General features: G+C 49.8%; 30 protein-coding genes. 17 read left to right on the top strand and 13 right to left on the bottom strand.

All coding sequences use genetic code 11. The annotated features are described in order from the left end of the window. Window positions 1–168 precede the first annotated feature (168 nt). From P186_RS09405 to P186_RS09375, 6 genes are all read left to right on the top strand, one after another. A complete protein-coding gene (locus P186_RS09405) occupies window positions 169–1,026 on the top strand; it encodes an NAD-dependent epimerase/dehydratase family protein (protein WP_014289239.1) in 858 nt (285 codons plus the stop codon). A gap of 81 nt (window positions 1,027–1,107) precedes the next feature. After that, on the top strand, window positions 1,108–2,868 hold the full coding sequence (locus P186_RS09400; RefSeq protein WP_014289238.1) for a hypothetical protein: 1,761 nt from the start codon (window positions 1,108–1,110) through the stop codon (window positions 2,866–2,868). Between the two features lie 97 nt (window positions 2,869–2,965). After that, window positions 2,966–3,376 (top strand): glycosyltransferase, encoded by a 411-nt coding sequence (locus tag P186_RS09395; RefSeq protein ID WP_148682933.1) that lies wholly within the window; start codon window positions 2,966–2,968, stop codon window positions 3,374–3,376. Then, window positions 3,358–4,536: a glycosyltransferase family 4 protein gene (locus P186_RS09390; protein ID WP_148682932.1), complete on the top strand. Its 1,179-nt coding sequence runs from the start codon at window positions 3,358–3,360 to the stop codon at window positions 4,534–4,536. The genes P186_RS09395 and P186_RS09390 overlap by 19 nt, the downstream gene beginning before the upstream one ends. Before the next feature lie 478 nt (window positions 4,537–5,014). Further along, window positions 5,015–5,362 (top strand): hypothetical protein, encoded by a 348-nt coding sequence (locus P186_RS09380; RefSeq protein WP_148682931.1) that lies wholly within the window; start codon window positions 5,015–5,017, stop codon window positions 5,360–5,362. 11 nt (window positions 5,363–5,373) lie between these two features. After that, a complete protein-coding gene (locus P186_RS09375) occupies window positions 5,374–5,808 on the top strand; it encodes a hypothetical protein (protein WP_148682930.1) in 435 nt (144 codons plus the stop codon). Here P186_RS09375 and P186_RS09370 read toward each other — a convergent pair. Beyond that, on the bottom strand, window positions 5,792–6,253 hold the full coding sequence (locus P186_RS09370) for a hypothetical protein (protein ID WP_148682929.1): 462 nt from the start codon (window positions 6,251–6,253) through the stop codon (window positions 5,792–5,794). The genes P186_RS09375 and P186_RS09370 overlap by 17 nt on opposite strands. 648 nt (window positions 6,254–6,901) lie before the next feature. On the opposite strand from P186_RS09370, the gene P186_RS09365 reads away from it, so the two are divergent. The 5 genes from P186_RS09365 (at window position 6,902) to wecB (ending at window position 14,625) form a co-directional block, all read left to right on the top strand. Further along, on the top strand, window positions 6,902–7,150 hold the full coding sequence (locus tag P186_RS09365) for a UDP-N-acetylglucosamine 2-epimerase (protein ID WP_158307145.1): 249 nt from the start codon (window positions 6,902–6,904) through the stop codon (window positions 7,148–7,150). Between the two features lie 411 nt (window positions 7,151–7,561). Further along, the gene (locus P186_RS09360) at window positions 7,562–8,455 is read left to right on the top strand and encodes a glycosyltransferase family 4 protein (RefSeq protein ID WP_158307144.1); all 894 of its coding nucleotides are present in this window, start codon (window positions 7,562–7,564) and stop codon (window positions 8,453–8,455) included. A 697-nt stretch (window positions 8,456–9,152) separates the two neighbouring features. Beyond that, a complete protein-coding gene (locus tag P186_RS09355; RefSeq protein WP_014289228.1) occupies window positions 9,153–9,416 on the top strand; it encodes a glycosyltransferase in 264 nt (87 codons plus the stop codon). Between the two features lie 250 nt (window positions 9,417–9,666). Then, a complete protein-coding gene (locus P186_RS09350; protein ID WP_014289226.1) occupies window positions 9,667–13,503 on the top strand; it encodes a S8 family serine peptidase in 3,837 nt (1,278 codons plus the stop codon). 30 nt (window positions 13,504–13,533) lie between these two features. Then, entirely contained in the window at window positions 13,534–14,625 is a 1,092-nt protein-coding gene (wecB, locus tag P186_RS09345) for a non-hydrolyzing UDP-N-acetylglucosamine 2-epimerase (RefSeq protein WP_014289225.1), read from the top strand. On the opposite strand, the gene P186_RS14665 is transcribed toward wecB, so the two are convergent. The 3 genes from P186_RS14665 to P186_RS09330 form a co-directional block, all read right to left on the bottom strand. After that, the gene (locus P186_RS14665; protein WP_014289224.1) at window positions 14,603–14,932 is read right to left on the bottom strand and encodes a TIGR04076 family protein; all 330 of its coding nucleotides are present in this window, start codon (window positions 14,930–14,932) and stop codon (window positions 14,603–14,605) included. The two genes, wecB and P186_RS14665, sit on opposite strands and share 23 nt — an antisense overlap. Then, window positions 14,910–15,548, bottom strand: coding sequence for an FkbM family methyltransferase (locus P186_RS09335; RefSeq protein WP_148682927.1), 639 nt, complete (start codon window positions 15,546–15,548; stop codon window positions 14,910–14,912). The genes P186_RS14665 and P186_RS09335 overlap by 23 nt, the downstream gene beginning before the upstream one ends. Window positions 15,549–15,616: 68 nt before the next feature. Continuing rightward, window positions 15,617–16,906 (bottom strand): nucleotide sugar dehydrogenase, encoded by a 1,290-nt coding sequence (locus tag P186_RS09330; RefSeq protein WP_014289222.1) that lies wholly within the window; start codon window positions 16,904–16,906, stop codon window positions 15,617–15,619. A 125-nt stretch (window positions 16,907–17,031) separates the two neighbouring features. On the opposite strand from P186_RS09330, the gene P186_RS09325 reads away from it, so the two are divergent. The 4 genes from P186_RS09325 (at window position 17,032) to P186_RS13870 (ending at window position 19,630) form a co-directional block, all read left to right on the top strand. Beyond that, window positions 17,032–18,006 (top strand): alkaline phosphatase family protein, encoded by a 975-nt coding sequence (locus P186_RS09325; RefSeq protein WP_237179393.1) that lies wholly within the window; start codon window positions 17,032–17,034, stop codon window positions 18,004–18,006. Then, window positions 18,003–18,554, top strand: coding sequence for an adenylyl-sulfate kinase (gene cysC, locus P186_RS09320; RefSeq protein WP_014289220.1), 552 nt, complete (start codon window positions 18,003–18,005; stop codon window positions 18,552–18,554). Before P186_RS09325 ends, cysC begins: the two co-directional genes overlap by 4 nt. A gap of 475 nt (window positions 18,555–19,029) precedes the next feature. Continuing rightward, complete coding sequence (locus P186_RS09315; protein WP_148682926.1) at window positions 19,030–19,209, top strand: hypothetical protein; 180 nt, start codon at window positions 19,030–19,032, stop codon at window positions 19,207–19,209. A 259-nt stretch (window positions 19,210–19,468) separates the two neighbouring features. Then, a complete protein-coding gene (locus P186_RS13870) occupies window positions 19,469–19,630 on the top strand; it encodes a hypothetical protein (RefSeq protein ID WP_014289217.1) in 162 nt (53 codons plus the stop codon). A 456-nt stretch (window positions 19,631–20,086) separates the two neighbouring features. On the opposite strand, the gene P186_RS09310 is transcribed toward P186_RS13870, so the two are convergent. The 3 genes from P186_RS09310 to P186_RS09300 are packed head-to-tail and all read right to left on the bottom strand — an operon-like array spanning window position 20,087 to window position 20,905. Continuing rightward, complete coding sequence (locus P186_RS09310) at window positions 20,087–20,473, bottom strand: PIN domain-containing protein (RefSeq protein WP_014289216.1); 387 nt, start codon at window positions 20,471–20,473, stop codon at window positions 20,087–20,089. Beyond that, a complete protein-coding gene (locus P186_RS09305) occupies window positions 20,466–20,687 on the bottom strand; it encodes an AbrB/MazE/SpoVT family DNA-binding domain-containing protein (RefSeq protein ID WP_014289215.1) in 222 nt (73 codons plus the stop codon). Before P186_RS09305 ends, P186_RS09310 begins: the two co-directional genes overlap by 8 nt. A gap of 29 nt (window positions 20,688–20,716) precedes the next feature. Further along, on the bottom strand, window positions 20,717–20,905 hold the full coding sequence (locus P186_RS09300; RefSeq protein ID WP_014289214.1) for a hypothetical protein: 189 nt from the start codon (window positions 20,903–20,905) through the stop codon (window positions 20,717–20,719). Window positions 20,906–21,202: 297 nt separating this feature from the next. On the opposite strand from P186_RS09300, the gene P186_RS09295 reads away from it, so the two are divergent. Continuing rightward, a complete protein-coding gene (locus P186_RS09295) occupies window positions 21,203–21,589 on the top strand; it encodes a coiled-coil domain-containing protein (protein ID WP_148682925.1) in 387 nt (128 codons plus the stop codon). 403 nt (window positions 21,590–21,992) lie between these two features. On the opposite strand, the gene P186_RS14375 is transcribed toward P186_RS09295, so the two are convergent. From P186_RS14375 to P186_RS14365, 3 genes are all read right to left on the bottom strand, one after another. Beyond that, window positions 21,993–22,232 carry a hypothetical protein gene (locus tag P186_RS14375; RefSeq protein ID WP_237179392.1) on the bottom strand — a complete coding sequence of 80 codons (240 nt, stop codon included), beginning with the start codon at window positions 22,230–22,232 and terminating at the stop codon, window positions 21,993–21,995. A 24-nt stretch (window positions 22,233–22,256) separates the two neighbouring features. Then, the gene (locus P186_RS14370) at window positions 22,257–22,490 is read right to left on the bottom strand and encodes a 4Fe-4S dicluster domain-containing protein (RefSeq protein ID WP_237179391.1); all 234 of its coding nucleotides are present in this window, start codon (window positions 22,488–22,490) and stop codon (window positions 22,257–22,259) included. Window positions 22,491–22,592: 102 nt separating this feature from the next. Continuing rightward, window positions 22,593–22,811 carry a hydrogenase iron-sulfur subunit gene (locus P186_RS14365; protein WP_237179390.1) on the bottom strand — a complete coding sequence of 73 codons (219 nt, stop codon included), beginning with the start codon at window positions 22,809–22,811 and terminating at the stop codon, window positions 22,593–22,595. 302 nt (window positions 22,812–23,113) lie between these two features. On the opposite strand from P186_RS14365, the gene P186_RS13865 reads away from it, so the two are divergent. Continuing rightward, window positions 23,114–23,284, top strand: coding sequence for a hypothetical protein (locus P186_RS13865; RefSeq protein WP_158307143.1), 171 nt, complete (start codon window positions 23,114–23,116; stop codon window positions 23,282–23,284). A gap of 261 nt (window positions 23,285–23,545) precedes the next feature. On the opposite strand, the gene P186_RS09280 is transcribed toward P186_RS13865, so the two are convergent. From P186_RS09280 to P186_RS09270, 3 genes are all read right to left on the bottom strand, one after another. Further along, entirely contained in the window at window positions 23,546–23,968 is a 423-nt protein-coding gene (locus P186_RS09280; RefSeq protein WP_014289211.1) for a PIN domain-containing protein, read from the bottom strand. Beyond that, window positions 23,965–24,189: an AbrB/MazE/SpoVT family DNA-binding domain-containing protein gene (locus P186_RS09275; protein WP_014289210.1), complete on the bottom strand. Its 225-nt coding sequence runs from the start codon at window positions 24,187–24,189 to the stop codon at window positions 23,965–23,967. Before P186_RS09275 ends, P186_RS09280 begins: the two co-directional genes overlap by 4 nt. A 297-nt stretch (window positions 24,190–24,486) precedes the next feature. Then, entirely contained in the window at window positions 24,487–25,044 is a 558-nt protein-coding gene (locus P186_RS09270; RefSeq protein ID WP_014289209.1) for a PaREP1 family protein, read from the bottom strand. Window positions 25,045–25,101: the final 57 nt, after the last annotated feature.

The raw sequence follows: 25,101 nt of genomic DNA, 5'->3' as shown, positions 1-25,101 counted from the left end.
GGCTGAGGGTAGGAAGTCTGTGCTTCCTGGGACGAGATAGTGAATAAACTATTAAGCATCTACTCAGGTGGGTAATAGTTTGGGCGAGGCAGTCTTAGTTACTGGTGGGGCTAGGTGTATTAGTAGTCATGTGGTGGTAGGTTGGTTAATGAGGATCTCTAGGTTAGGGTGATCGACAACCTAAGTAGCGGCAGGCTGGAGAACCTAAGGCACCTCGGCGATTCGGTAGAGGTTATCATTGGGGACTTAAAGAGGCCGGAGGATGCGCTCAGGGCCGTGGATGGGGTGGACTCTGTCTTTCACTTCGCAGTGAACCCGGAGGTTAGGGTAAGCACCACAAACCCGGAGACTCACTTCAACGAGAATGTGGTAGCCATATTCAACCTACTTGAGGCAATGAGGAGGAGAGGTGTTAAGGAGTTGGTCTTCGCGTCCTCAAGCTCGGTCTATGGTGAGCCAGTTGAAATACCAGTTAGTGAAGGTGCACTGATTAGGCCCGTCTCCGTGTATGGGGCTAGTAAGGCGGCTTGCGAAAACCTAATACACGCCTACACGAGACTCTACGGGATCAAGGCTGTGGCGCTTAGGTACGCCAATGTTGTTAGGCCGAGGCTTAGGCACGGCGTTGTTTGGGACTTCATGAACAAACTCAGGGCTAACCCAAGGGAGCTTGAGGTGCTTGGCGATGGTACCCAGGTTAGGAGCTACATATACATCGACGATGCGGTGGAGGCCACAATACTAGCTTGGAAGAAGACCGATGACGCATTCAGTATCTTCAACGTCGCGTCTGAGGATTGGATAACTGTAGACGAAGTAGCCAAAATAGTCATCGAAATCATGGGGCTCAAGGACGTAAAAATAATCCATAAACCAGTCGCACATGGGGTAGGCTGGCTGGGCGACGTGAAGAAAATAGCCCTCAAGATAGATCAGTTAAAAGCCCTAGGCTTCAAACCAAAACTAAATAGCGCACAAGCTATTGAGAAAACTGTCAATAGCATGATGGGTGATTTCGTGAAATGATCGTAAGCGCCGCAGCGCTTAAAAGATTACTAAGTGATGAAGTCATGAAGTTTAGTAAGTTAATGCATAAGGCTATTGATAATGGATATTGATAAAATTATTCTTATGATATTTATAAACATATTGGCATTAGGTTTACTTTACAAATTTAAAGATCGTGAATTAGACTCAACTTTAGAGTTTCATTTATCCTATTACCAGAGATATATTAATATGCTAGCCATTTTAATAGCAAGTTTAATGTTATTCTTTAGGTTAATCAATACTAGTGCGCTAGGTATTATGTTGATCTCATTCATAGCAATGATCCTTGCTATAATGTCTGAAGATAAGTTCTTCTTAACAGCTATGCTCATTATCTTGTTATCATCCCCACTAGGGATTTTAAGTAAGTATGGCTTTAGTATAATTGGATATGATGAGGGAAGGTTTTGGGGTTTTGCTTCGCTCATCGGGCAAACTGGTCACTATAGTATATCATTCTCTATTTATGAGAGTGAATATTATCGAACTTTTGGAGTTATTGCGTTTTTAAATTATTTACTTAAAGAAATAGCAAATTTACCTATGAATAGAGTAGATAACTATTATATTATTTTACTTAATTTACTTATATTTCTCTTCACTTATATCATTTTACGGCATATGAAAATCGACAAATTAACTATGGGCATTGTGTTAAGCTCTTTATTTTATCAGCAAACTGCCTTACCTGTAATAAATTTCATTCCACAGACACTTTCGTATGCTTTTCTCTTAGAGATTTTGCTTATCTTATATCTAGGATTATCTAAGTACAGGCTAGAAACTTCAGCTATTATATTGATAGTATCAATAACATCTGCAGTCACGCATCCTACAGTGCCTCTAGTATTTATATTTGTATTGACATATTCAACTATAATCTCACTGATATTCTACAAGATTAGAAAAGGAATTAAGATGAATGAATTTATTGTACAAAATATGGTAATAATTATCTTAACTGCCCTTATATATTGGATATATTCAGTAGCCTTATATGCTATGTATGGAGGAGGTATATTTACAGTATCTGATTTTCTAAGCTCCCTTATAAAGATCCTGTTTCAAGGAAAGAACATCGTAGAAACTTTTAAATCTAGTACTGTATGGCTTGGTGAGGAACCATCTTTTGCATTTTATACTGAGACTTTACTTATTGCATCCGTTATTTTCTCGCTATTCCAATGTATAATAGACTTATCATATAATAGATATAATTACTATAGAAATAGCTATGATTACATTATGGATGGTATTATTTTAACTATTCTAACGTATTATTCATTAGTTTTCCTTTCACCTATGATGAGACGGTATTTTTATACAGCATTTTTGTTGTCACCCATTATTTTAGGTTATGTATTTAATCAAAATAGAAAGGGGCCAAAAATTAGTAAGAGAAATGTCTTAAATTTAAATAACAAGAAGAAAATGTTAATAGTTAGCTTATTAAGTGTAGGAATTATTGCTGGAATTACTTTTCTCACTGGAACATTTCTTGCTAGCGAGTATATACCTTTTCCTAGCAGTACAGATTGGCTAATAGCTGAGAATATCTTTTATCTATTAAGTAATAAAACTGCATTTTATATTAAATATACTGACCCTAGGCTAGCTGTACCATTATCTTATTACCAATTATCGTATTTACTTAAAACACCTAATAGATTATCGATGCTAATTGGTATTAAATTTGATAGGTTAGGTCAGCGTTTTATTGATTTGTATCTTCTAGATAACTATAAAATAATACTTATGAACAAAACGTATGATTTAATTGGTATGTGGGGTAGTTACTATATTATCTTAATTCGTTAAAAATGAAAAGTCACCTGACCCATAACCTTTAAGGTGAAGTTCGATAAAGGTGCATACGTCTAGACCACTGATAACTATAATAATGGTTACATAGAAAATAAAACAAATAATTGGTGAAGTATTAGCCAGCTTGTTTAAAATAGAATATAGATCTATAGAAATAGTGATAGTTGATAATGGTTCTTCAGACGATACGTTTGAATATTTGCACAAAACCGCTAATGATAAAGCCCCAGGAAATATTCAAATAAAGTTTATTAACTTATTTGATTTCGATAGTGGTGTTGCCCGTGGCGGTATTGGGGTTTATGAGGATAGCAAGTTTCGCTTCATCTTCCTAAAGCCGCGCATTGGCGGTTTTGCTCAGTTTACTGATTTGAGGAGGGTTGGCGATACGTACGTGGGCGTCCTGGGCAAGCCGTTTTTGGTGCCGTACATGGCGTTGTGGGATATGGCTAGGGGCTTCGGCTACGTATTAAGGAGACTTCCATGGCTTTTAAGGTCATGAAGCCGAGGCTTCTCGTCTTGACCAAGCTCTTTTGGCCCGAGGGTAGTGGCGCCGAGTTGGCTACATACATATTCCTGAAGCGTTACTTGGCTGGGGTTTTTGACGTAATCGTTGTTTCCAGCACGCCCAAGCCTACTACTGACGTGCTCAAGTGCTGTAGGTATGTGACGTGGAGTGCCCTTAGGAGTGGGGTTAAACCGGTTGAGTGGGCCTTAACTACACTTGGAATCGATTATATTAGGGGTTTAATTAAGTGGGCCGACGTGGTCTACATACCATCGCATACCTTACTTCCCCTCGCCTTAATTATTAAGCGTGTGAATCCCAGGGCTAGGGTTGTTTTTCACATACACAATCACCAACTCCTAACCTACACATCCGTGGTGCTGAGTAATTTAGGTCCGGGCCTACGTTCTGACATACTTGTGGAGCTTCTTGAGAACAGGAGCCTAGCCAGGGCATTGTTTACGGGCATACTGCACGGTACTAAGTACCTGTACTGGCTCGCTCTCCTTCGCACAGATTTGGTGATTTTCGTAACGAGGAAGCAACTGGACCTTGCCCTTAGTTACGGCTTGCCCGTTGGGAGGTCCGCCGTTGTTTACAATCCACCACCCGAGGTGAGTTTTACGGGTAAGGAATTAACGAAGGATCCACTACTTATATATGTTGGGGGTGATAGCTTCATAAAGGGTTTCCACATACTGCTTAGAGCACTGCCCAGGTTAATTAGGTCCGGTGTTAGGCTTAGGTTGTTCGGTAACTATAGGAGGGTCATTAAGCTTCCTAATGTTGAGTTTGTGGGTAGAGTTTCTCATGATTACTTAATGCGGGTGCATAGGTATGCCTGGGGCTTGTTGTTTCCGTCGATAAATGAGGAGCCGTTGCCGTACGCCGTGGTTGAGTCTGCTGTGTCTGGCACGGTGCCGTTGGTGTCCAATGCAGGCGGCGCCGTTGAAGTACTTAGGGGAACCCCGGCAGAGAAGTTCGTGTTTAAAGTTGGTGATGCGGATGATATGGCCGACAAGGTATTAAGCCTAGTTGCTGAGGACACTAAAAAAGTCTTCGAAATAGGGCTTAAAACCAGTGGTGTCGTGCTTAAACGCCTTGAGGAGTCGTCAAGACAACTACCCAGATACATATTAAGTATCCTCGATTAATATGGAAACGCCGAGGATTCTAGTCACGGGTTGAGCTGGCTTCATCGGCTCTCACCTGGCTAGGGCTTTGGTCATAGCTGGGCACAGCGTTGGGGTCCTTGATAACTTATCCACAAGCGCGCTAACCTCAGGCACGTTATTGGTACTATTAAATTTGTTAGGGGTGATGTTATGAATTACGAAACTGTTGAGGGTGCGATTAGAGGTGTTTATGCCGCGTCTCACCTGGTAGCCCTAAACAATTTGTAGGTCTAGATCACCACCAGCTAAGCCTCCTTCAGCTTGTGGTGCGAGTTATTAGCGTGATGCCGTATGTCTCCGGCATGGGTGCTTTGTAATAGAGAAAGTGCTACGTAGCACATTTTCTCTTAAGCTTATTATAATATCACTTATTTTTACGGGATTTATAATTAACATATACCTATATATTAGGTCATATTTATCTCAATCTGTATTTATTTTAGCTAATATAACAGGAGTGCTGGCCTTAGCCACGATATACCTAACGGACAAACCGGCGAATATCAAGCTGGAGAGATATAAGTTGCCTGTTTCGCCGTGGGTTCTTCCTCTGGCTGTTTTCGCAACAGCGCAAACAGAGGTTGTAGTGTTTGGTCACACCGGGTTGCCATCTCTGGTAGCGACGGGGGTAGCCTTGGGAGCTGTGCTCCTACTAGACGACCGAGTCTTTAAGAAGGTGGCCATTACAGCAAGTATCGTAGGCGTGTTAGTGGCTGTGATGTACTCGCAATATACCCCAGCTTCGGTAACGACACTTGGCGCGACGCTACACAAGCTGCTCAACTTATGGAAACTGGAAATCTAGAGGACGTCACTATGAGACACCTAGCCTATCCCTTTCCGCTTGTCTCGCTTCTCTACGCCGAGCTCTCTTTTGTAGCCAGTTTCAACGCGGTGTGGAGTAGTGTAGCAATTGGGCTCCTTTACCTTTTTGCCCTTCCGCTTGGCGTGTATCTGGCAACGCGTAAAATGGCCGGCACAAATTCTCCATATGGCGCCGTTGTAATCCTGCTAATTCCATTGGCAGTTGTATGGTCTGTATGGTTCATACCGCAAGCCTACAGCGCTGTCTTGTCTCTCCTGTACCTAACGCTAGCCACAACACCGCTTCTGGCGCTACTTTTGTCTACAGCGGTAATTATAGGACACGGGGGTGTTGCAACTTGGTTACTTATAATATTACTAATACATTATATTAATAATAGGTATAAGAGTGATTTTTTAAAGATTTCTCTTATAATATATATATAATTATCTTTTCAATATATGCTACATATACTACCTTGATATCTGTACTAGGGTCGTCATATACATCAGTAGTAAATGCCCTTATTGCCTTCTTGAGGGGAGAGAAAATCTTAATCGCATCCTCCCCCGTCAAGCCGCCTCCAGTGACGGTATTGTCATGGCTAGGCGTAGCGGTAGTTGTGTCATTAACTCTTGCCGTTTTTGTGTATGAATGGAGACTAAGGACATTGGCGTTTGTTCTCATGGTCTTTATTGCATTAGCTACAGTGGGCGTAACTTCATTCCCGGCCCTTGTTCTTGACAGATATTTGGGCTTTCCCTCGATCTGCCTCGCCGCCGCGCTTGCTCCAATAGCCTTGCATAGGCTGAGGCGGCGCTTCTTTAGTTGCTTTCTCCTGCTACTTGTGGTATTTGCCTTTCTGTACTCTGCTGTATTTATGCCGGGCAACAGATATACTGTATATCCTTACACCTATACCACTGGACTTATTGTATATCAGGAGAAGCAAGCGCTGGATTTAATTGCGCCGCTATTAAGGGCTCCACTCGTACTAGTTGATTGGCGCGCGGGTTCCTATATGAGGTGGAAGTATCTATGGGTTCAAAGCATATATCGGGGGTTCTCAACTAGTGACGGAGTTTTCTTATGGGCCGGTGGCTATGGCCTATATGTTACGCCAGACTTTTTGCTGAGTAGTAAATCCACCTTCCTAGTATTGAGAGATCGTGCGGTGGATATGGTGGATTCGATATCTCTGAGTGTGTGGCCCTGGGTAATGAACAAGACGTGTATCTTCAGCGGACCTGTGAGGATATTTGTAGTGCCATGACTATGGATCTTGTAGATACACTCCGACGATGAAAATCGGCAACTTGTGGTTATTGGGACACGTCCTGAGATCATCAAGGCTATGCCTGTTATTCGAGAGCTCGAGAGGTGGGGGAACTATACTCTGGTGTGGAGTGGGCAACATTTCAGCTACGAGATGAGCCGGGTTTTCTTTTAGGAACTTAAATTACCTGAGCCTCATGTATATCTTGATATCCCAGCAGAAGGGGATCTGTTAGAGAGGATGCTATCGTTGCGGTATATGCGTTGGGAGATACCGCGACTACTCTTGCGGCTGGTATCGCCTCTGTTTATGAGGGAGTGCCTTTTATTCACGACGAGGCTGGCATGCGAAGTTATGACCTATATATGCCTGAGGAGGTGTATCGCAGAGTTGCCGACGCAATTGCCTTTATGCATTTTGCCCCGACAAAGCTCGCTTACTACAACTTACTCATGGAGGGTACTGACAAGACACATCTATACCTCGTTGGCTCTATTGTTGTTGATGCATGATTAAGAGAGAATATACTATCATATTTATTTCAAATATTGAAGCTTATATTGTAAATCAAAGTGAAAAGCTATAAAATTAATTCAAAAACATCGAGAAAAAAACTTCTTGTCGTTTATTCAACATATTTGGGTAACACGGGTGATGCGGTTAATGAGCGACAGTTAATAAATCACTTATGTAAACAATTTATATCTAAGTTCAATGGTAAATGTTACGTTTTTTATAATTTATCGTTAAAAATGCTTTTTAAGTATAATAAATTCAGAGCACAATTACAAGTTTTGGAAGGTGTTACATATATACCTATACTTCTAACTGGTATAGTATCTACATATTATATTTTTTCATCATTCTTTAGTTTAGTCATTGCGTTGGCTGTTTATTTATATAGTTTTTTCACTAAACATGAAGTGTGTATCTACGTAAGGAATTCGTGGAATGCTCTGGGTTTTCTTCTCATGCCTATGCTTAGGAATAGGACGCTTGTAAAACTCGTGTCCTTAGGAGAGGAAGAGGTGACAGTAATTAATTTTGTAAAACGATTCATCATTAGTGCTGATCGACATGCCCTCGCTCGTGCACGTATAGTTGGCCTCGTTTCGCCGCTATTATTAAAATATTTAGTATTTAGAAGAGGGGTTATTCCTTCCGGATCGGTTGTGGCAATAACTCCAGGTATAGATTTGCAAAAGGTGAGTAAAATTATGACCAAGGGAAGTAATGGAGTTTTTTCAAATGAATTTGTTGTAGCTTTTGTAGGTTCTTTAGTCTGGTGGCAGGGTATAGATGTGGTTGTAAAAGCGGTGTCTTTATTGAGACGGTTAGATGTCGGTAAACGTATTAAGTTAGTAATAGTGGGTGACGGTCCTGATAGGAGGAAGATCGAAATATTGTGTAACAAGTTGGGTGTTAATTGTGAAATGGTGGGTTCGTTGCCGCATTTTGAAGCATTAAAAGTGCTTGCGCGGTCTCATGTATTGGTTTTGCCACGACCTAAGACTCTAGTAACAGAAAGCGTACTGCCTATAAAGATTATAGAAGCATGGGCTTTAGGCGTACCTGTAATTGCAACAGATCATGAAATTTTTAAATTCTATGGCATTAGGGATAGAGAACATATATTGTTTTGTAAACCTGAACCATCAGATGTTGCTAAAAAGATTATTGAACTATTATATGACAAATCGCTTTATTTTAGATTATCGACAAACTCGCGGAAAATTGCAGAGAAATTTGATTATCAAAAAATTGCTAATATTTTACTAGAAAGATTACTTAATGTATGTACAAATAAAACTATTTGAATTTCTATAAATAAATACTAAGTTAGTCTTTTAGATTTTATTAAAGCAAAGCTCAAAGTTGTATCTACTTAGTTGGACATTCTATGATGATTTAACTTAATAATTGTCTTTTGAGAAAATCATCTAGACTACTACACCGTGGCGTGGAGGTGCATGTGGTGAGATCTAGGCGGGATGGATTTATATATTTTTATGTTCTTTATTACAATTATTATTACTAATATTACTAATTAGGGGCACAGAGTGTCATTCGTCGTTACGCTTCACGGCTAATGATTTTCTTAATGAACCTTCTGTGAGGCATGGTACCAGGTTGAGTAATGTCACGGTATGTTGGTGAGAAGAGTTTTCGATGCCTTGATTGTGGCTAGCAAAGCTGTATTTGAAGAGGCATCAAAATTGTATTCGCTGGAGAAGATTTACTAGTCCCTTATAGGGTTGATGTAAAGCTTTTTAATTAATTAGATAGAGAGAAGTCACGGAAGGGGTTAGGAATAGGGATTGCTATTTTTACTGTTCGCTACCCGAAATGTGGAGTGGAGTATTCAATAAGGGCTATAGTAATTGTGTTGAGTGGGCATTAAGATGTTGTATTTGTGATAGGTAGAGGGGAGATCTCGATATTCTTTAGGCGTTTAGTGGGGGCTTAGTGTTGAAAGCAACGTTATTTTTATTGTTTTACGCAATCTAAGTTGTCGTGGCTAGTGACGTGGTTGTGGTACCTTCTCTTCAGGTGGCGTGGAGGTTTGTGGTGATTGAAGCGCGGTTGCGGGGTAAAACTGTGATGGGTACAAGAGTAGGTGGTATTGCGGATCGGATAGTAGATGGTTACGGTGGCTTTTTGGCGCCGCCTAGAGATCCCCAGGATATCACCGAGAAAATTTTGTATTTTTGTAGAGAATCCGACGAGGCGACACAGAGGGTTCTGAGTATTAGGGTTTACAAGGTTTGGAAGTGGTGATAGACAGTATTAGGTGTATCGTTTTAGGGCTGTAACTTATGCCGAAAGAGGTTACTGAATATCTCTACGCAGAAGTATTTAATATAGTGAGGTTGAGATTTACGACAGATATTCTCATGGTTAATTGTTTTGCACCAAGCAAATGGATGCGTCAGCTGGTGCTTACCCATCTTAACTAACTAAATATATATGTAGGCTATAACTATGACCATATACGTAATATTTTAAAATACCAGAATTTTGGACAGTTATGGGTTCTACAAATAGGATTGGGTTGCTGGCTGTAATAGTGTTAGCGTTGGTTGGTGCTGTGGCGTTAGCCCAAATTGGTGATGTTCAAAGGTATCAGATCGGGGATCCCGCCCGTCCAGAGGTTAATGTATTTGTGGGCAACATTACTGCTGGTGGTGAGAGATATATAGTCTCCACTGTGATATTTAAGAAGGGGGTTCCCGACTCTGTGGTAAATAAAGTACATGAAATGTTTACGCAACTATATACACATAGTAAAAGGGTAAGCATAAATGGAAGAGAAGTAAGTATTACCGAGGTCAGGGTGTCGAAAGTTGTGAAGGATAGGGAGGGTCGCTACATGTTTAGGGTTGCTGAGAGGCCTGAGGTGGTTAATCGTTTGCTTGCTGGCTACAGGGAGCATGTTGAGGCTGTTTTGTCTAAGCCGGTTCCCTCCACGATGCCGCGTCTGCCAGATGGGGTTAGTGAGAGGGGGATTGGTACGCTGAACGCCGTTGTTCGAGATTTGATAGGCGCGTCTCTGGCGCAGAGGGTTTACGGGGTGGATGGAAGTGGGGTGAATATTGCAATTGTGGATACTGGTGTGGATTATGGTCACCCGGATCTCACCACTGCTTTAAGATACTGGTCGGGTCTGTACAAGGGTGTCAATATCAGAGAGCCTCTAGTATTTGACGCCGATGAGTCACAAGTATTATTGCTGGAGCCTGTAACTCGTGTTAATTCAACTCATCTATACGTAGGGGGGAGACTATATACAACTCTGACTCCGTGGCCTGTATATATTTCTCCGCCGTGTGATTACTATAGAGTTAGTCCTTCGTGGGTTGGTGAGTTTAGATTTGGCGTAACATATATGTTTGTGCCTGGGTATGGGCTGGTGGTTGCTGGTGTTTTGGCGTGGAGGCCGCAGGGCTGGGACTATTATGGTTATGTGTTTGTAGATGTTAATCGTAACTGTAGATTTGACGATGAGAAAGTTCCTCCTATAGATCCTTATGCGAGGGGTTCTGTGCTGAGGTATTGGAGCAATAGGGTGATAGCGCCGGATTATGACGGGAATGGCTTTCCTGATATTTCCCTTGGTGTTGCTGGTGGGTTCTTCTACGACTTGTGGTGGTGGTTTAGTTATCCTGCTGAGATTCACCCTGGCTGGGATAGGGACGGGAGGTGGCTGAGTATTTTCTATGACTTTGACGGGCATGGCACAGCCGCGGCGTCTGCTGCCGCTGGCAGGGGGGTGGTGGTCTATAATATCCCTGGGTTGGGCACGGTGAGGCTAACCGGCATAGCGCCTGGGGCTGGGATCATTGGCGTCAAGGCGCTGTGGGCGGGTAATGTGGAGGGCGGCATGTTGTGGGCCGCTGGCTTTGACGTTGATCCGTATACTGGGCAGTTCTACTTCACGGGGTCTAGGAGGGCTGATGTTATTAGCAATAGCTGGGGGATTTCTTATTTTGCCTATGACGTTGGGGCGTTCGGATATGATTTCGAGTCTGTGTTTGTTGCTGGGCTGGCGCTTCCGGGTTACTTAGACCCGCGCTACCCCGGTGTGTTAATTGTGCAGGCTGGGGGAAATGGCGGACCTGGCTACGGCACTATCACGAGCCCAGGGGCCTCGCCTGGTGTCTTGACTACGGGTGCCTCTACTTCGACTCATTTTGCGTATGTCTATACGAAGATGAACAACACGGTATATGCCTCGGGGGCTGGCTGGAGTAGTGACGAGGTGATTAGCTGGTCGCTGAGGGGTCCTACGGTGGTGGGCTTTATTAAGCCTGATGTTGTTAATGTTGGGGCGTTTGGCTTCACCGCGGCGCCTGTGGGCGTGAACTACACTTTGTTCGGGGGTACTAGCTACGCGACTCCGCTCACGGCTGGTGTGGCGGCGCTGGTTTACCAAGTGTTGGGGAGGTCTGCCGACCCCGCGCTTGTAAAGGCCGTGATTCAATCTTCGGCGAAGTACTTGGGATATGACACTGCTACAGAGGGCTTTGGCCGTGTTGATGCCTATAGGGCCGTCTCGCTTGCCCGGTTGCTGGCTGGCAGAACTGCGGCTACGTACGAGGCGCTAGTGTTTAGTAATTCTCTATGGTCCCAGTACGCGTCTAAGGCTGGGAGTATTTGGCGTTGGCAGTGGTGTGACAACATCAGGGCGTATATGTTGTGGTGGCTTGGCACGGACCTTGCGCCTTCCAGGTGCGCCATGCCTCCAGCGGCCTCTTCGAGATTTGACGGCGTTGTGTTCTTTGGCGACGTCGCCCGCGGTGGGTCGAAGTCCGTTACGCTGACGGTTAGGAACCCGACAAACAAGACTATGGCTGTAAGCCTGTCTCCCCGCCAGTTTGTGGTGATTAGAACTCAGACGTTGAGCGCCTCGCTGTCTCTGGCGTCGGGTGCGCCTTATAACAGGACCTATTGGGTGTTTACCTCTTCCAATCTCACTATGACTTATCGCTTTATGGAGGTGGTGGCTACGATTCCGTTTAGTGCATTTGATAGTGATGGTGACTACAGAATGGATGTCAGGGTGAGGGTGTGGATCCACATTTGGAGGAGTGATACAAATGGTAACGGCATGCCTGACCCTGATGAAATGATATTGGTAAATTACGGCTATAATTGGGCTAACTGGAACCTCGCCACGATATCTCTGCCGACGTTTAAGCTCGGCTCTTATAGGGGTATAGTGGTTACCGTTGACTTGGTTCGGGGACCCGGCGCGCCTAGCTATGTCCCGCCTGTGCCTATCCGCGTAAATATTACATATGTGGAAGGCCTATCTAGAGATCCGTGGGTTTCTGTATCTCCTTCGTCGGCAACTATACCGCCTGGCGGCTCCTACACCTTTACGCTCACTGTGAGTGTTCCTTCAAACGCCGTCCCCACTACCTATATTGGCCAGCTTATATTGACCAACAACGTGACTGGGAAGGTGATGTCTGTTCCGTATTCGTTTAATGTGTATACCGATGTGAGTGGTGGGTGGTTGGTTTTGACTAGTGGATCTAACGGGAGGTGGCCTGATGCGAGGTCTATCAGGGGTGCCACTGACTGGGCTTGGAGGTTTGAGTCTGGTGACTGGCGTGTTTACTTCGTGAGGCCAGCTGGGGGTAGCGCTCTGGCGCTGGAGGCCGAGGCTTCGTGGAGCCAGCCCGACACCTCGCTTATTGGCTTCGCCGTTGGTCCAGACGGTCAGTTTGCTGGTGCTTACCTTGGCCAGGGTGCTTCCTACTTTGACTATTTAGGATCGGGCGTGTTCCAGTGGGTTAACACAGGCGCTGGTTCCATTGACGTGGCTAAGAGGGTTGTGTGGTTCCCCGGTGTTAACTACAGGAACTGGCTGTATCCGCACAGCAAGCCTGAGGGTGGGGTGTTTGCTATAGTGGTGAGGTCTGTGTTGTACGACGGGAGGAGTGGCGCTTCTGAACCTATTACTGTGAGGGTGAGGGCTCTGCCAGCTATGTCGCTTCTGCCTGCTCAGGTGGTTGGTAGTGGGACGTATTATGTGAGGTTCTCCCTGCCGTATATAGTTAGGGATATGTATGCGTTTATTTCAAGGCCGTATACGCCGTGGCTGGACTTTGATCAGCGCTACACGCCTGGCTACTACAGCGTGAGTCCTGGGTATGTCTCTGGTCCGTTTCCTGCTGGCACGCAGTTTACGTTTTCTGTGACTGTGGCTAACTACGGGGCTCCTGGGCAGAAGTTTGACGTGTCGACGATGTACTGGGCCCAGTTGCCCTCTCTGCCAGTGGTGTGGAGGTGGGGTAGCACCTATACGAAGTATTACGTGTATTATCCGTTTGAGGACTGGACTACGGTGGTAAGGTAAGCTTTTTTAAAAATATTTTTTCCTCTATCTATGTCTGTTTTGATTGTTGTTGGTACTAGACCTGAGATCATTAAGATGGCGCCTGTTGTGAAGAGGCTTGAGGGGGCTGGTATAGATTTTGTGTTTGTACATACTGGTCAGCATTTTGATTTTGAAATGAGTAGGGTTTTTATCGAAGAGTTGGGTCTTCCGGAGCCTCATGTGGGTTTTTCTCTTGAGAATAGTAGTCCTGCGGCTCAGATTGGGGAGATGATGATTAAGCTGGAGCGTGCTGTGGCGAATTTGGGTCGTCGTCTTAGTATTATGTTGGTGCAGGGCGATACTAATAGTATGTTAGCGGCTGGTTTAACTGCCGTTAAGCTGGGTATAAAGCTAGGTCATGTGGAGGCTGGGTTGCGTAGTTTTGATTGGCGTATGCCTGAGGAGCATAATAGGCGTATGATTGACCATGTGTCGGATATGCTTTTTGCGCCGACTGAGTTGGCTAGGAGGAATCTCTTGGAGGAGGGGGTTTGGGGTGAGGTTTTTGTGACGGGCAACACCGTTATTGATGCTATAACTATGTATCTGGATAAAGTGAAGGAGGTAGAGGCCAAAGTTTTGGAGGGTGTTAGGTTTGGTGAGTTTGGTGTGGTGACGTTTCACAGGGCTGAGAATGTGGATCGGTTGGAGACGTTGAGGGATTTTGTTAGGGTGCTTCAGAGAAGTCCTATTCCTTTGGTTTTTCCTGTACATCCGAGGACTAAGAGGAGGCTTTCTGAGTTTGGGCTTTGGGATGTGGTGGGTTCCATCCCCCATGTGCAACTTCTGCCTCCTTTGGGGTATTTTGAGTTTTTGGCTTTGATGAGGAATTGTAGGGTTGTGTTGACTGATTCTGGGGGGCTTCAGGAGGAGGCTACACATCCGGCTATCCGTAAGCCTGTGCTTGTGTTGAGGATGTCTACTGAGAGGCCTGAGGCTGTGTCTGCTGGGTTTGCGCGGGTTGTGGGAACTAACCCTGTGGTTGTGTTGGCGGAGTTGGAGAGGGTGTTGTCGGGGGGTGTAGAGCTTCCTGACGCGTCTCCTTTTGGGGATGGGAGGGCGGCTGAGAGGATTGTGTCTATTGTGAAGTCGAAGTTGTAGCTTCTCTTCTCAGCTCAAAGACTACTGTTCCGCCGCATGTGTAAGGGAGGCCTGGGTCTGGGCACTGGACGTATCCGATGTGGTCTTGTGTTCCTATGCCTAGAGCGGTTGCGGGGATTCCCTTCATGAAGGGGGTTAGTAGCGTCAGCATGGCCGCTAGGGCGTGGAGGCATATCGGTAGCTGGGTGGGTTTTATGTAGAATTTTTCGGCTTGTATCTCATCGCCTGGTTTGTAGCCTGCGGCGCAGTGTCCGCGGACTTCTTTTACTGTAATTTTGACGGGACTAAAATAGTGGCGTGAAGCCATAGTTGCACAAAGTTTCGTTCCAGCAGTCTAGTTTTATAGCTTTGTAACCTATAGAGGTTAAATATTTATATAAATGCGATTTATCGGTAGTTTCCACGATTAATACTGGTTTGTGTTCAAGAGTTTTTTTCATGCCGTGGAATGCCCTGTCTTCATGGCCTTCGATATCTATTTTTATTATATCGGGTTTACTGTTGAAATGTATTAATATCTGGTCTAGTGTTGTTTTTATTATAGTAATTTTTTTATGGCAATTATGTTCTTTATTTAGTGTATGATGACCCGAAGAGGTATCTGATATGCATAATTCATCTATGCCGTACGTATCTGAAATTGCTAGCGGCAGCGGTACGACTTTATTGTGTGCATTATTTGTTATGATGTTTTTGTAGAGGAGGAAGAAATTTGTGGGTTCTGGTTCAAATGCTATTACGTTTGTATAGTGTGAGGCGGGTATTGCATAGATCCCTATGTGTGCGCCTATGTCTATAAAGAGCGATGCGCCTCTTATGTGTTCTTCTAGGAATTTTCGTGTCTTCGGCTCAAAAGGTTGTATAAATCTCCACCAGTCTCTTGCCTCTGCGTAAAAGATATATTTTTCTGCTTTGAACTTCATAATTTTTTGTGGTGAAATTTTAGATATTAATATATAATAATATCTTGAAATATAAATTTTCACGGCTTTTATATCTTGAATGCCTTGCCGTATCCTATTGCGTAGTATGTGTATCCGGCTTCAATGGCCGTGTGGGGTTCTACGACTCTGCGTCCGTCGACTATAATCTTGTGGCGCATTAGGGGGGCTAGTTTTTTCCAGTCTAGTTGTCTATACTGTGGGTGGTCTGTTACTATGGCGGCGGCGTCTGCGTTTTCTAGGGCTTCTTCCACTGTTGTGGTGGGGGTGGCGCCGAAGGTTTCTTGCGTGTAGGGGTCGTGGGCTCTGACTTCTGCTACGTGTTGTTTTAGTAGGTGGATAATTGGTTGGGCTGGGGTTTCTCTTGTGTCGTCTATTCCGCCTTTGTACGCCACGCCGAGTATGGCCACTGTTGCTTCTCGGGGGTTTATCGAGTGTCTTTTGAGTGCTGTGAGTACTAGGTGGGTGAAGTGTGTGGGCATTTGTCTATTTATTTCTCTGGCGAGCTGTATTAACTTGGCGTGTTCGACAGATGCGGCGGTTATTAGTATGTAGGGGTCTTTTGTAAGGCAGGGTCCTCCTACGCCGGGCCCTGGGAGGTGTATGTGGACTCTTGGGTGTGTGTTGGCGAGGCGTATTGCTTCCCAGACGTCTATGCCGAGTTTTTCGGCCATTAATGCGAAGATGTTTGCTAGGGCTATGTTTACGTCGCGGTATGTGTTTTCTATTAGTTTGGTGAATTCGGCTGTGGTGGCGTCTGTTGGGTACAGGTTTTTGTTTATTGTTGTGTAGAGCTCTATAGCTCTTTGAGTGGAGGGTGGGTCTACGCCGCCGACTAGTCTAGGCGCTGTGGTTAGCTCTTCTATGGCTCGGCCGGGGGCTATGCGTTCTGGGACGTGGGCTAGGTAGTAGTCTCGGCCTGTTTTTAAACCGCTTTTCTCTAGAATTGGTTTTGCTATTTTTTCCGTGGTACCTGGTGGCACTGTGGATTCTATTGAGACTAGAGTGTCTTTGTTTAGGTTCTTGGCGGCTGTTTCAAGTGCGTTTTTTAGCTGGGTTAGGTTTACCACGCCGTCTTCTACTGGCGTGTTAACTGCAATGATTATAGCCTGGCATTCCCGTAGGGCGTCGTGCGTGGTGGTGGCGGTGAGCTTGCCATCAGCTACGGCTTGTCTCAATAGCGTGTCGACACCTGGCTCTTTTATTGGGGTTTGCCCTCTGTTTATTGCCTCTACTTTTCTGTGGTCGATGTCTATGCCTATTACGGGGATTCCTCTGCTTGCGAATACCACGGCGGCTGGAAGGCCTACATAGCCGAGTCCTACTACGCAGAGTTTCATGTGACGTTTAGTTTAACAACTTTTAAATGTTGACAGGTTGCGTTGACTGTCGTATGCATTAGTCTAGTGGTTGTTTAATTTGGTGCGACGGACTTGTGGAATCATATATCGCAGTTTGCGATGTAGTGAGTTTGTTCTTGAGGAATGCGCCGAGAGAGTACGGAGTGTGGATTTCTGACTTCTTGACGCCTCGGGGGCGGCCGTGGGCCTACCCGCCGGGGGTTATGGAGATGTTTCCGGGGTACGTCTTCGACGTGGAGTACCGCACGGATCGGAAGGAGGAGGCTTTCAAGGCGCTGGTGGAGATGGTGGAGAGGCGGTTTGCCGTGGCTGAGCGGCTTATGGAGGCCGTCCAGTGGGATGTCTTTGTCCTGCACGAGATTGGGACTGACCGTGTTCACCACCTTTTTCAGAAGTTTTGGGATCCGGAGCACCCGCTATACGCGCCGGGGAACCCCCACGAGGACAAGGTCCCGCGTCTCTACAGGCTGGTTGACGAGCTTTTTGGGCGGCTGAGGAGGCGTCTGCCGCGTGACGTGGAGATCCTCGTCGTGTCGGATCACGGGAACCAGGCGCAGCGGGGGGTGCTTGCGCTTAACGAGCTTCTGGCGGAGTGGGGGCTCCTCTCCTTCAAGTCGGAGCCTTCTGGGGGGGTGGATGTGGAGTCTGTGGTGGACTGGGGGCGGACGAAGGTGGTGGCGTGGGGTGGGTACTACGCCCGGCTGTTTGTAAACACGGTGGATAGGCCGCGTGGAGTGGTGTCTAGGGAGGAGGCTGAGGATCTGAAGAGGGAGCTGAGGAGGAGGCTCCGCGTGCTCAAGGCGCCGTGGGGCTATATCCACAACGCTGTCTACGAGCCGGGGGAGCTCTACCGGTCGGTGAGGGGGGACTTCCCCGACCTCATGGCCTACTTCGACTCTCTGCGGGTTAGGCCGGTGCAGACCGTCGGCTACGGGTCGCCTTGGCTTGAGGGGAACGACAGGGGCCCCGACGACTCTCTGCACAGCTTCAACGGTTTCTACGCCGCCACCTGGGGGGACGCGAGGAAGCGGGATATGCACGCGCTTGACGTGGCGCGGTTTCTCGAGTCTGTCCTATGAGGTGTCTGGAGAGGGGTTTCGTGGTTTGGCTGACTGGCCTGCCGGCGTCTGGCAAGTCGACGATTGCCCAGCTGGCGGCGGCGCGGGTGAGGGAGGTGGGGGTGAGGGCGGAGGTGCTGGATGGGGACTGGGCGCGCTCAACGATAAGCACCGACGTGGGCTTCTCTCGGGATGACCGGCGCCGCCATCTTCTGCGGGTGGCGTGGGTGACGCGCCTCTTGGCGAGGAACGGCGTGGCGGTCTTCGCCGCATTTGTCTCTCCCTACAGGGACGTGAGGGCTGAGGTGAGGAGGATAGTGGAGGAGGAGGTGCCTTTCTTCGAGGTCTACGTCAAGGTCTCCCTCGGGGAGGCCGTCAGGCGCGACCCGAAGGGCCTCTACAGAAGGGCGCTGGCGGGGGAGGTCAAGAACTTCACTGGGGTGGACGATCCATACGAGGAGCCGGAGAGCCCCGACCTTGTCCTCGTCAACGAGGGGGTCCCCGTCGAGGTGAGTGTGGGGAGGCTGTTGGGGTTTTTGGCGGATTTGGGGGTTCTCCCGAAATTTTAAGAGCAACTTAAGGCCGCGGGTCGGCGTTGCCTGGGTGCTGGCGCCGTCTTGTTGGGATCGCGGTTTTGGGTATCAGCGGGGCGGCTCGGCCCAGTTTTCCGGCTTGATGCGGGGGCTGTGGCGGGGTGGTGGCGGCGATCGCATATACACCGCGAGCCCCTAGCTGACGCCCGCCTTCGGCTTCTCAGTACACGACGGCCGCAACCTCATCTGGAGGGACGACTCCGCCACCGACTCCTGCCGCGCCCTAGGACGGGGGGCACCCCCTTCAAAGCCGCGGTGCACTTAGCCAGGTGGCTGAGGCTAGCCGCGCCGGCCGCCGCGAAATACACAGCGGTCTAAATCTTCAAGCTGGCCGAGTATTCCGTTGCGCGGTCTCGTGGCGGCGCGGGGGCCTCTTGGCGTCTTCTGTGGGGGGTGCCGTTTCGTGGCTGGGTGTTGCGGGGGGCCTCGCCTATTTTAGCATCGGGGGGTTATGAGGAGGCCGAATGTGAGGGAGGCGGTTCTTCGTTTGCCTCAGAGGCGGGCACTGCGGCTTGCGGGTGGAGGTCGAGGGGACCTCCGCCGCATCACATGGCGGCTTCAAGAACTCACCGTTGCCAGCCTTGCAGTCAAGATTCGTGGCGGCATGTTGGAGATAACCGCCGTGGCGTAGCTCAACGCGGCTGGGGCAAACAACATGGGGGGGATAAACATGTCGGCACCCGGCGGCCTCAAGGCGACGGATCCGCGGGCCCGCAGACACGATCTCCAGAACGGGGAGCTACCCCTACTCGCCTAGATCTCTGCCGCGGCTACACCCCAGATCAACCTCGACGCGCCTCGGCCGGGGGGAGGGACGGCGAGTTCTCCATGCGGCACTGGCCGCCAGCTGGCCACGTTGCGGCCCCGTCTTATATTCGGCGCAGGCCTGTTTGAGCTACGCCTTGGCTGGCACCGCCGCACGGCTCCACCTGGCGGAGAAGGAATGGAGGAGGCACATGGTGCTCGGCGCGGTCTGGGATCTGCCGTCTCCCCTACTCCCCCGCCCGGAGGCTGTACGAGATGTCCCCGGGCCGCTAATTAGGGGGCGCTAAACTGTGGAGCTTCACACGTAAATACAGGACGTCGAGGCTACGCGGGACCTAGGGCCTTCTTCGCGGGTGGCGGAGGCCTCCTCGCCGTTTGGCTGGACGCCGGACCGAGATCTGAAATAGTCTACGTAAAAGCTGATTGCAGAGGTCGCGAGGCCTGTCGAGGCGGCCGCATCTGGGAGATGCACCCGCCTGGCCTAAACAGCATGCGAGCCGCCGGAGGCATCCAAGGCCTCTTCAAGACGGCTGAATGCGCCGGGGGGGCCCTCGTGGTGACCGGGGTGGCCGGGCCCTCGGCATGTCTCGACAGGGGATCCGGAGCTTCGAGAGCTACATGTCGCGGTGATACACGCCGCGAGGGACCCCGCGTGTGCCTCGCCCCGCGGGAGGCGCCTCGCCGAGAGGGTCGCCGGGACGCCCCAGGCGGCGGGTCTAACTGCACAAACGCGCCTAGCCGCCCTAAGGTTTAAGCACGGGGACCCCAAAGGCACCGGCCCTCCTCGCCATCTTCTTGTCGAAAGTGACCAAGGGGAGGCCCAGCCTCCTCGCCGTCAGGATAACCACTAGGTCGTTGTAGTAGGCGAGCCCCGCGCTGGCTGCCTTCCTCAAAGACGCCAAGTCCTCGCACTCCACGACGACCTTCTCGTATCCCAGGAGGGCCCTCAAGACCTCGATCCCCCTATCCGGCGCCGCTTTCTTGAAAAACCACACTAATTCATGGACGACGACGGTGGGGAGATGCCAGACGTCTAGAGAGTCGAGGAGCGCCTCGGCCTCCTTATGAAACGGCGAATCCTCGACCACGTAGTATATCACCGCGTTCGTGTCGACTACAGCCTCACCCATCGACTGCGCCTTGTTCTACAAACCTGTCTATGTCCTCCGGCGTCAGCCTCATCCCTAGCCTAATCCTCGGCAACGCCCCCGCAACCTTCCTAATCACTATCCTATCCCCCTCGACCTCCACCAACAGTCGATCCCCCTCGCGGATTCCCAACGCCCTCCTGACATCTGCCGGGATCGTTATCTGGAAGTTACGCGTCACCTTGACCACCGCCATAAAGTATATTTTTCCAATAGCTTAAAAACCTAACTAACAACTAGGCAACCCCTCCGCAAGCAGATTACGCCGCCTGCCTCCCTAAACTCCGCTCTGTCCACGTACTCCAGTTGGGCTAAGTGGGGTGGGATCTGGCCCATCGCGAGGAACTTGCCGCAGTTGAGAGATGCGCCGAGTGGCTGGCGGAAAAGGTTTATATTTACGGAGTAGTGCAACACTAACGGGGGCGGGCTCCCCCCGAGCTCCCTATCTTATGCAACCCCGACCCCCTTCGAGGAGGCGCCCTGTCGCGGGGCGGCCTCTGCGCTTCCTCGCCCGAGGGCCAGTGCAACGACCGCCGCCAGCTCGTTTTCATGTAGAGGAATCCGCCGAAGAGGAGATTCCTCAGCTGAGGTCATCTGATCCACAGCCACGATCGCCCGCCGCGCTTAGAAATGAAGTAGCGTAGTGTGGATAAATCTTCGACTCCTAGACTTGTTAGCTATATGTTTAAATATGGGGCTTCTTCTATGTACGTGTCTGGGGATTTGGGGGTTTTGGCGCAGGAGGCGCTTAGGGTGGCTGTGGAGTCTGTGCTCGGCAAGTTGAGGGAGGGCAAGAAGCTGTCCACTGAAGACATCTTCCTCCTCTACTTGGCGACGATAGGGAAGGAGCTTGACGAGATTAGGAGGGAGATTGCCGAGGTAAACCAGAGGATAGACCAGACCAACAGACGGATTGACGAGATAAGCAAGAAGATAGACGAGACAAATATGCGAATCGACGAGACGAATAAGAGAATAGACGCGATAGCCCAGGAGCTGGGTAGGCGTATTGACGAGACGAATAAGAGGATTGATGGGGTGTACGCGTTGCTTCTTGACATGCAGAAGTTGTTGGTGGAGATTGCCAGGAAGAGCTGAGGATCGGCGGGGCGGGGGTTGAGGCGTCGGCCTTCTCCGCGGGGGTGGCGCGCCGGCTGTTGAGGCTCGCTGTTCGCCGGCTGTTCTCGTCCTCTGTGGGGTGGGGTGGGGGGGATCCAGCTATAGGTGGGGTGGGTGGTTACGCCCTCCCCTGTGTTGATTGTGTGTTGCCGCCCTTGGGGGTTTTGGGGGTGAAGGGATTTGTTGGGGGGCGGGCTTAGTGGGTGGTGGCGGGGCGTCATCTGTTAACTGTAACACGCCGGTAGCCACACGGCGGGCGGTGGCGAAGGCTTGATTTGATGTTTTGTGGGTTGTCTCGTCTGCTTGTTGTCTGGTTTGGGCTGGTGGTGGCTGAATGCATTTTCCGGCTGGAGGCGCCGGCGGGGGGTGGGCTGGGGGTGGGCTATCTCTTGGGGGTTTGCGTCTTGCCTAGGGCCGACTCTAGCATGCGTTTTGCTGTGTGGTAGCGGCGGCAGTGGGGACACATGTAGAGCCACTCGGGGTCGCCTTTTATGCCCATTCTCCGCTTGACTGTCTCTATGTGTTTCGACGTGTCGAAGGGTCTTTCGCATGACTTGCACTTGACGACGTGGTCCTCTGCCTTTTCTTCTACTTCTGGCGGTAGGGTGTCGTGGCTTCCCACAGCTATTGCCTTCTCGGGGCAGATCTACTCGCAGTAGCCGTAGCCGACGCACTTCAAGGGGTTTAGGGTCAGCTTTATTGACTCTCCTGATCTGGAGACGTCGAAGGCCCTCTGGGGGCATTTGGCGAAGCAGACGCCGCAGAGCGAGCACCTGCTTGGGTCTATGTCGACTCTGCACATCTTGACCGCCTGGATCTTCTTGCCGGTGTAGGCGTCTCTGAACTTCGAGAGGACCTCTATGTAGTCCCTGCGCCGCATGCCCGAGTAGGAGACTGCCTTGGGGCGTCCTCACGACGGCCCGGTCCTCCCCCGTCTCGACCTTTTCGAAGCCGAATGCCTCGGCTACCTCCTCCACGACCTTCAGCCCCGCCTTGGCCCGGCGGCTGGGCATTTGAGGTCGGGGCAGTACGCCTCCACCTCCCCCGCCGCGGCCGCCGCCTCTAGGACCCACTCGGGGCCGAGGGCTCCTATGCACGGCAGTCTGTAGACGTATCTGCCCTCGGCGCCGGGCTTTGCCGACTTGTAGCAGGTGAAGGCGACGCGGGATGTGCCGTGGAGCCTCGCCTTGGCCAGCGCCACCGCGATCTCGACGTCGTCGGCGCCGGCGGCCGAGAGGGCGTCTGTGGATCACGCGGATATGCAGAGGCCGCACTCGGCGCATTTCGAAGGGTGTACCGAGACCGATCTGTCGGCGGGCTTGAGGGCTGCCGCCCAGTATGTAGGAGCCTCCCGATGCAACGTTGGTGGCGCAGAACCCTCCGTGGCCGGCTTGGTTGGGGGATCCGAACATGGCGGCGAACCAGGTGTGCTCGGCCTGGTTGTACTGGTCTCTGCCGGTGTAGTAGACGAACTTCTCGGGGTAGCACTGGTTTATCTTCTTCATGCCGGGGAAGCCGTACTTCCAGCCCCTCTCCTTTTGGAACGCCGCGTCGTTGCCGTTGACCAATATGTCAAGCATGTCGTCGTACGTGATCTCTGTGAAGTTGCCTTCGCACCTCTCGCTGTTGGGCACCCTCAACAGCGGCGATCTCAAGCGGGCGGGGCTGGGGTAGTGGAGCATGGTGTACGCGCCTATGGCGCAGGTGCCGCCTTCGTTTCTGGTGTAGATGGAGCCCGCTATGTACCTCGGCAACTTGTTGGGGCTTATGGTCACCTGGACGTTGCACCTGCCTAGGTAGCCTTAGCAGGTGGTGAAGGCCACAACGTCGCCTGTTGTTGCCTCAAGCTGTGCCCCCTCTTTGAAGATCTTGCCAAATATGAACTGCTCCTTGGTGACCGTCGCGGTTACGGCTACTGCCGCGCTTATCTACGCCTTACAGCGTGTTTACCACAATGCTTATATCTTCGCCAGCATTTTCAAGAAAGTTTATGAGGTCTCTATCCATGGTCAGGAAGAGGAGGTGGTTTCTTGCGGCGGTTGCGTAGAGAAGCAGATCTACCACATCCCGATGGCCCCTCCCCCTGAGCTCCAGAGCCTTTAGAAAGACGCGGCGGTCTGCGTAGGCCTTCCGGAGGCCCAGTTCAATACTTCTAAGTCCCATCTCCACTCTCTTAATATCGAAATTGGTTTTTGCAATTTTCCACAAAGCCTCTAGTATGGAGAAATCCGAGTAGTAAAGCCCCACCTCACCTCTCCTCGACAGCACATCGAGCCTCTTCAGCACCGGCGCCGCCCCCTCCACCTCGACCCCCAGTATGGGCGGGATAAACGAGGTGTCGAGAAGTACCCTCTTCACGGTTGCACCTCCTCGCTCTCCCTCTCAAACTCCTCCACGGTGGTCTTGGCGAACTTCGGCCCCTCGAGGGCTAGCTTAAGTGGGCTGGGGATCGGCACGGCCACCAGTGTGCCTCCCTCTACCCGGAGCTCCAGCAGTGTCCCCTCTCCAATGCCCAGCGCGTCGGCGATCTCCTTAGGTATATACACCGTGTTTTTCTTAGACACCCTAACAACTCTCATACACAACTGAATAACCTAAATTTAATAAAAATTCCCAGACGTCAGAGCTAAGGCGTCTTATTCTGCAGATATCCGCAAATCTCCACAGCCTCAGTAAGGCACAGCGGCGCAGATCCAACAGAAAACTCCAGGCCGCCGTACAGCACATAAGGCAGTTATCCACACACCACCACGGCTACCCAACTGCCAGGCAACAAACCCCCCACCTACACGCGGCAAATCCCCCTATCCCGCCACTCTCCAATACCTCAAGGCTCCACGACTGTGGAGAAGCGCAAAACCCAGAAACATATGTAGCTACGTCGCCAGCTCCCGCATCAGCTCCCCCAGCGCCTTCTCCAGCTCTCCGCCCCACTTGACCCTACCCCTCAGCGCCTCTACCCTCTCGGCGAGCTCCCTCAATAACAATAGGATGTCACCAGCCGCCTCCTCCCTACTACGGTACTTCGACAGGGCCATGTCCGGATCCGGCCCGTGGTACTGGTAGTCGTGGAGATTAAGAGCCAGAGCAGTTCCTAGGGCAATCTTAGCGTGCCCAACCTCCTCAAGCAACTGGGACAGAGCCTTCATACGGCTGGTCGGGACCCGGGGCACCGCGGTGGACTCTAGCCACCTCTTCTCCTCGTCGCTTCTGGCTAGAGTCTTCAGCTTATCTAACTCAAGTCTGAGGAGGGCCGCCATCAACGCTCTCCAAGCTTGAAAAGCCTTCCCCGTTGCGTTTCTAACGAGGCCGCGGCGGAGGTACTCAAGAGCCAGCCCAGCCTCCACAAGCGCCTCAAGAAGGCGGGCATTGACGTAGTCCTCCGCAGAGGGCTTTGGGAGAGGCCTCTCCAAAACCTCCACATCCACGTACATGCGGCAGGTTTAAAAGCTTATTATGAGATAAAATCCGCCTAGACAGTTTTTGAAAGT

The sequence above is a fragment of the Pyrobaculum ferrireducens genome (assembly GCF_000234805.1).
In the GTDB taxonomy this organism is placed as follows: Archaea; Thermoproteota; Thermoprotei; order Thermoproteales; family Thermoproteaceae; genus Pyrobaculum; species Pyrobaculum ferrireducens.
Note: the sequence above shows the minus strand (reverse complement) of the source record. Positions and strands in the feature narration are given on the sequence as shown.

Excerpts from the sequence above, each read along its gene's own strand:
- P186_RS09400 (WP_014289238.1), top strand. The coding sequence starts at position 1,108 with ATGGATATTGATAAAATTATTCTTATGATATTTATAAACATATTGGCA.
- P186_RS09390 (WP_148682932.1), top strand. The coding sequence starts at position 3,358 with ATGGCTTTTAAGGTCATGAAGCCGAGGCTTCTCGTCTTGACCAAGCTC.
- P186_RS09375 (WP_148682930.1), top strand. The coding sequence starts at position 5,374 with ATGAGACACCTAGCCTATCCCTTTCCGCTTGTCTCGCTTCTCTACGCC.
- P186_RS09350 (WP_014289226.1), top strand. The coding sequence starts at position 9,667 with ATGGGTTCTACAAATAGGATTGGGTTGCTGGCTGTAATAGTGTTAGCG.
- wecB (WP_014289225.1), top strand. The coding sequence starts at position 13,534 with ATGTCTGTTTTGATTGTTGTTGGTACTAGACCTGAGATCATTAAGATG.
- P186_RS14665 (WP_014289224.1), bottom strand. The coding sequence starts at position 14,932 with ATGGCTTCACGCCACTATTTTAGTCCCGTCAAAATTACAGTAAAAGAA.
- P186_RS09335 (WP_148682927.1), bottom strand. The coding sequence starts at position 15,548 with ATGAAGTTCAAAGCAGAAAAATATATCTTTTACGCAGAGGCAAGAGAC.
- P186_RS09330 (WP_014289222.1), bottom strand. The coding sequence starts at position 16,906 with ATGAAACTCTGCGTAGTAGGACTCGGCTATGTAGGCCTTCCAGCCGCC.
- cysC (WP_014289220.1), top strand. The coding sequence starts at position 18,003 with ATGAGGTGTCTGGAGAGGGGTTTCGTGGTTTGGCTGACTGGCCTGCCG.
- P186_RS09315 (WP_148682926.1), top strand. The coding sequence starts at position 19,030 with ATGAGGAGGCCGAATGTGAGGGAGGCGGTTCTTCGTTTGCCTCAGAGG.
- P186_RS09310 (WP_014289216.1), bottom strand. The coding sequence starts at position 20,473 with ATGGGTGAGGCTGTAGTCGACACGAACGCGGTGATATACTACGTGGTC.
- P186_RS09305 (WP_014289215.1), bottom strand. The coding sequence starts at position 20,687 with ATGGCGGTGGTCAAGGTGACGCGTAACTTCCAGATAACGATCCCGGCA.
- P186_RS14370 (WP_237179391.1), bottom strand. The coding sequence starts at position 22,490 with ATGCGGCGCAGGGACTACATAGAGGTCCTCTCGAAGTTCAGAGACGCC.
- P186_RS13865 (WP_158307143.1), top strand. The coding sequence starts at position 23,114 with ATGCCGGGGAAGCCGTACTTCCAGCCCCTCTCCTTTTGGAACGCCGCG.
- P186_RS09275 (WP_014289210.1), bottom strand. The coding sequence starts at position 24,189 with ATGAGAGTTGTTAGGGTGTCTAAGAAAAACACGGTGTATATACCTAAG.
- P186_RS09270 (WP_014289209.1), bottom strand. The coding sequence starts at position 25,044 with ATGTACGTGGATGTGGAGGTTTTGGAGAGGCCTCTCCCAAAGCCCTCT.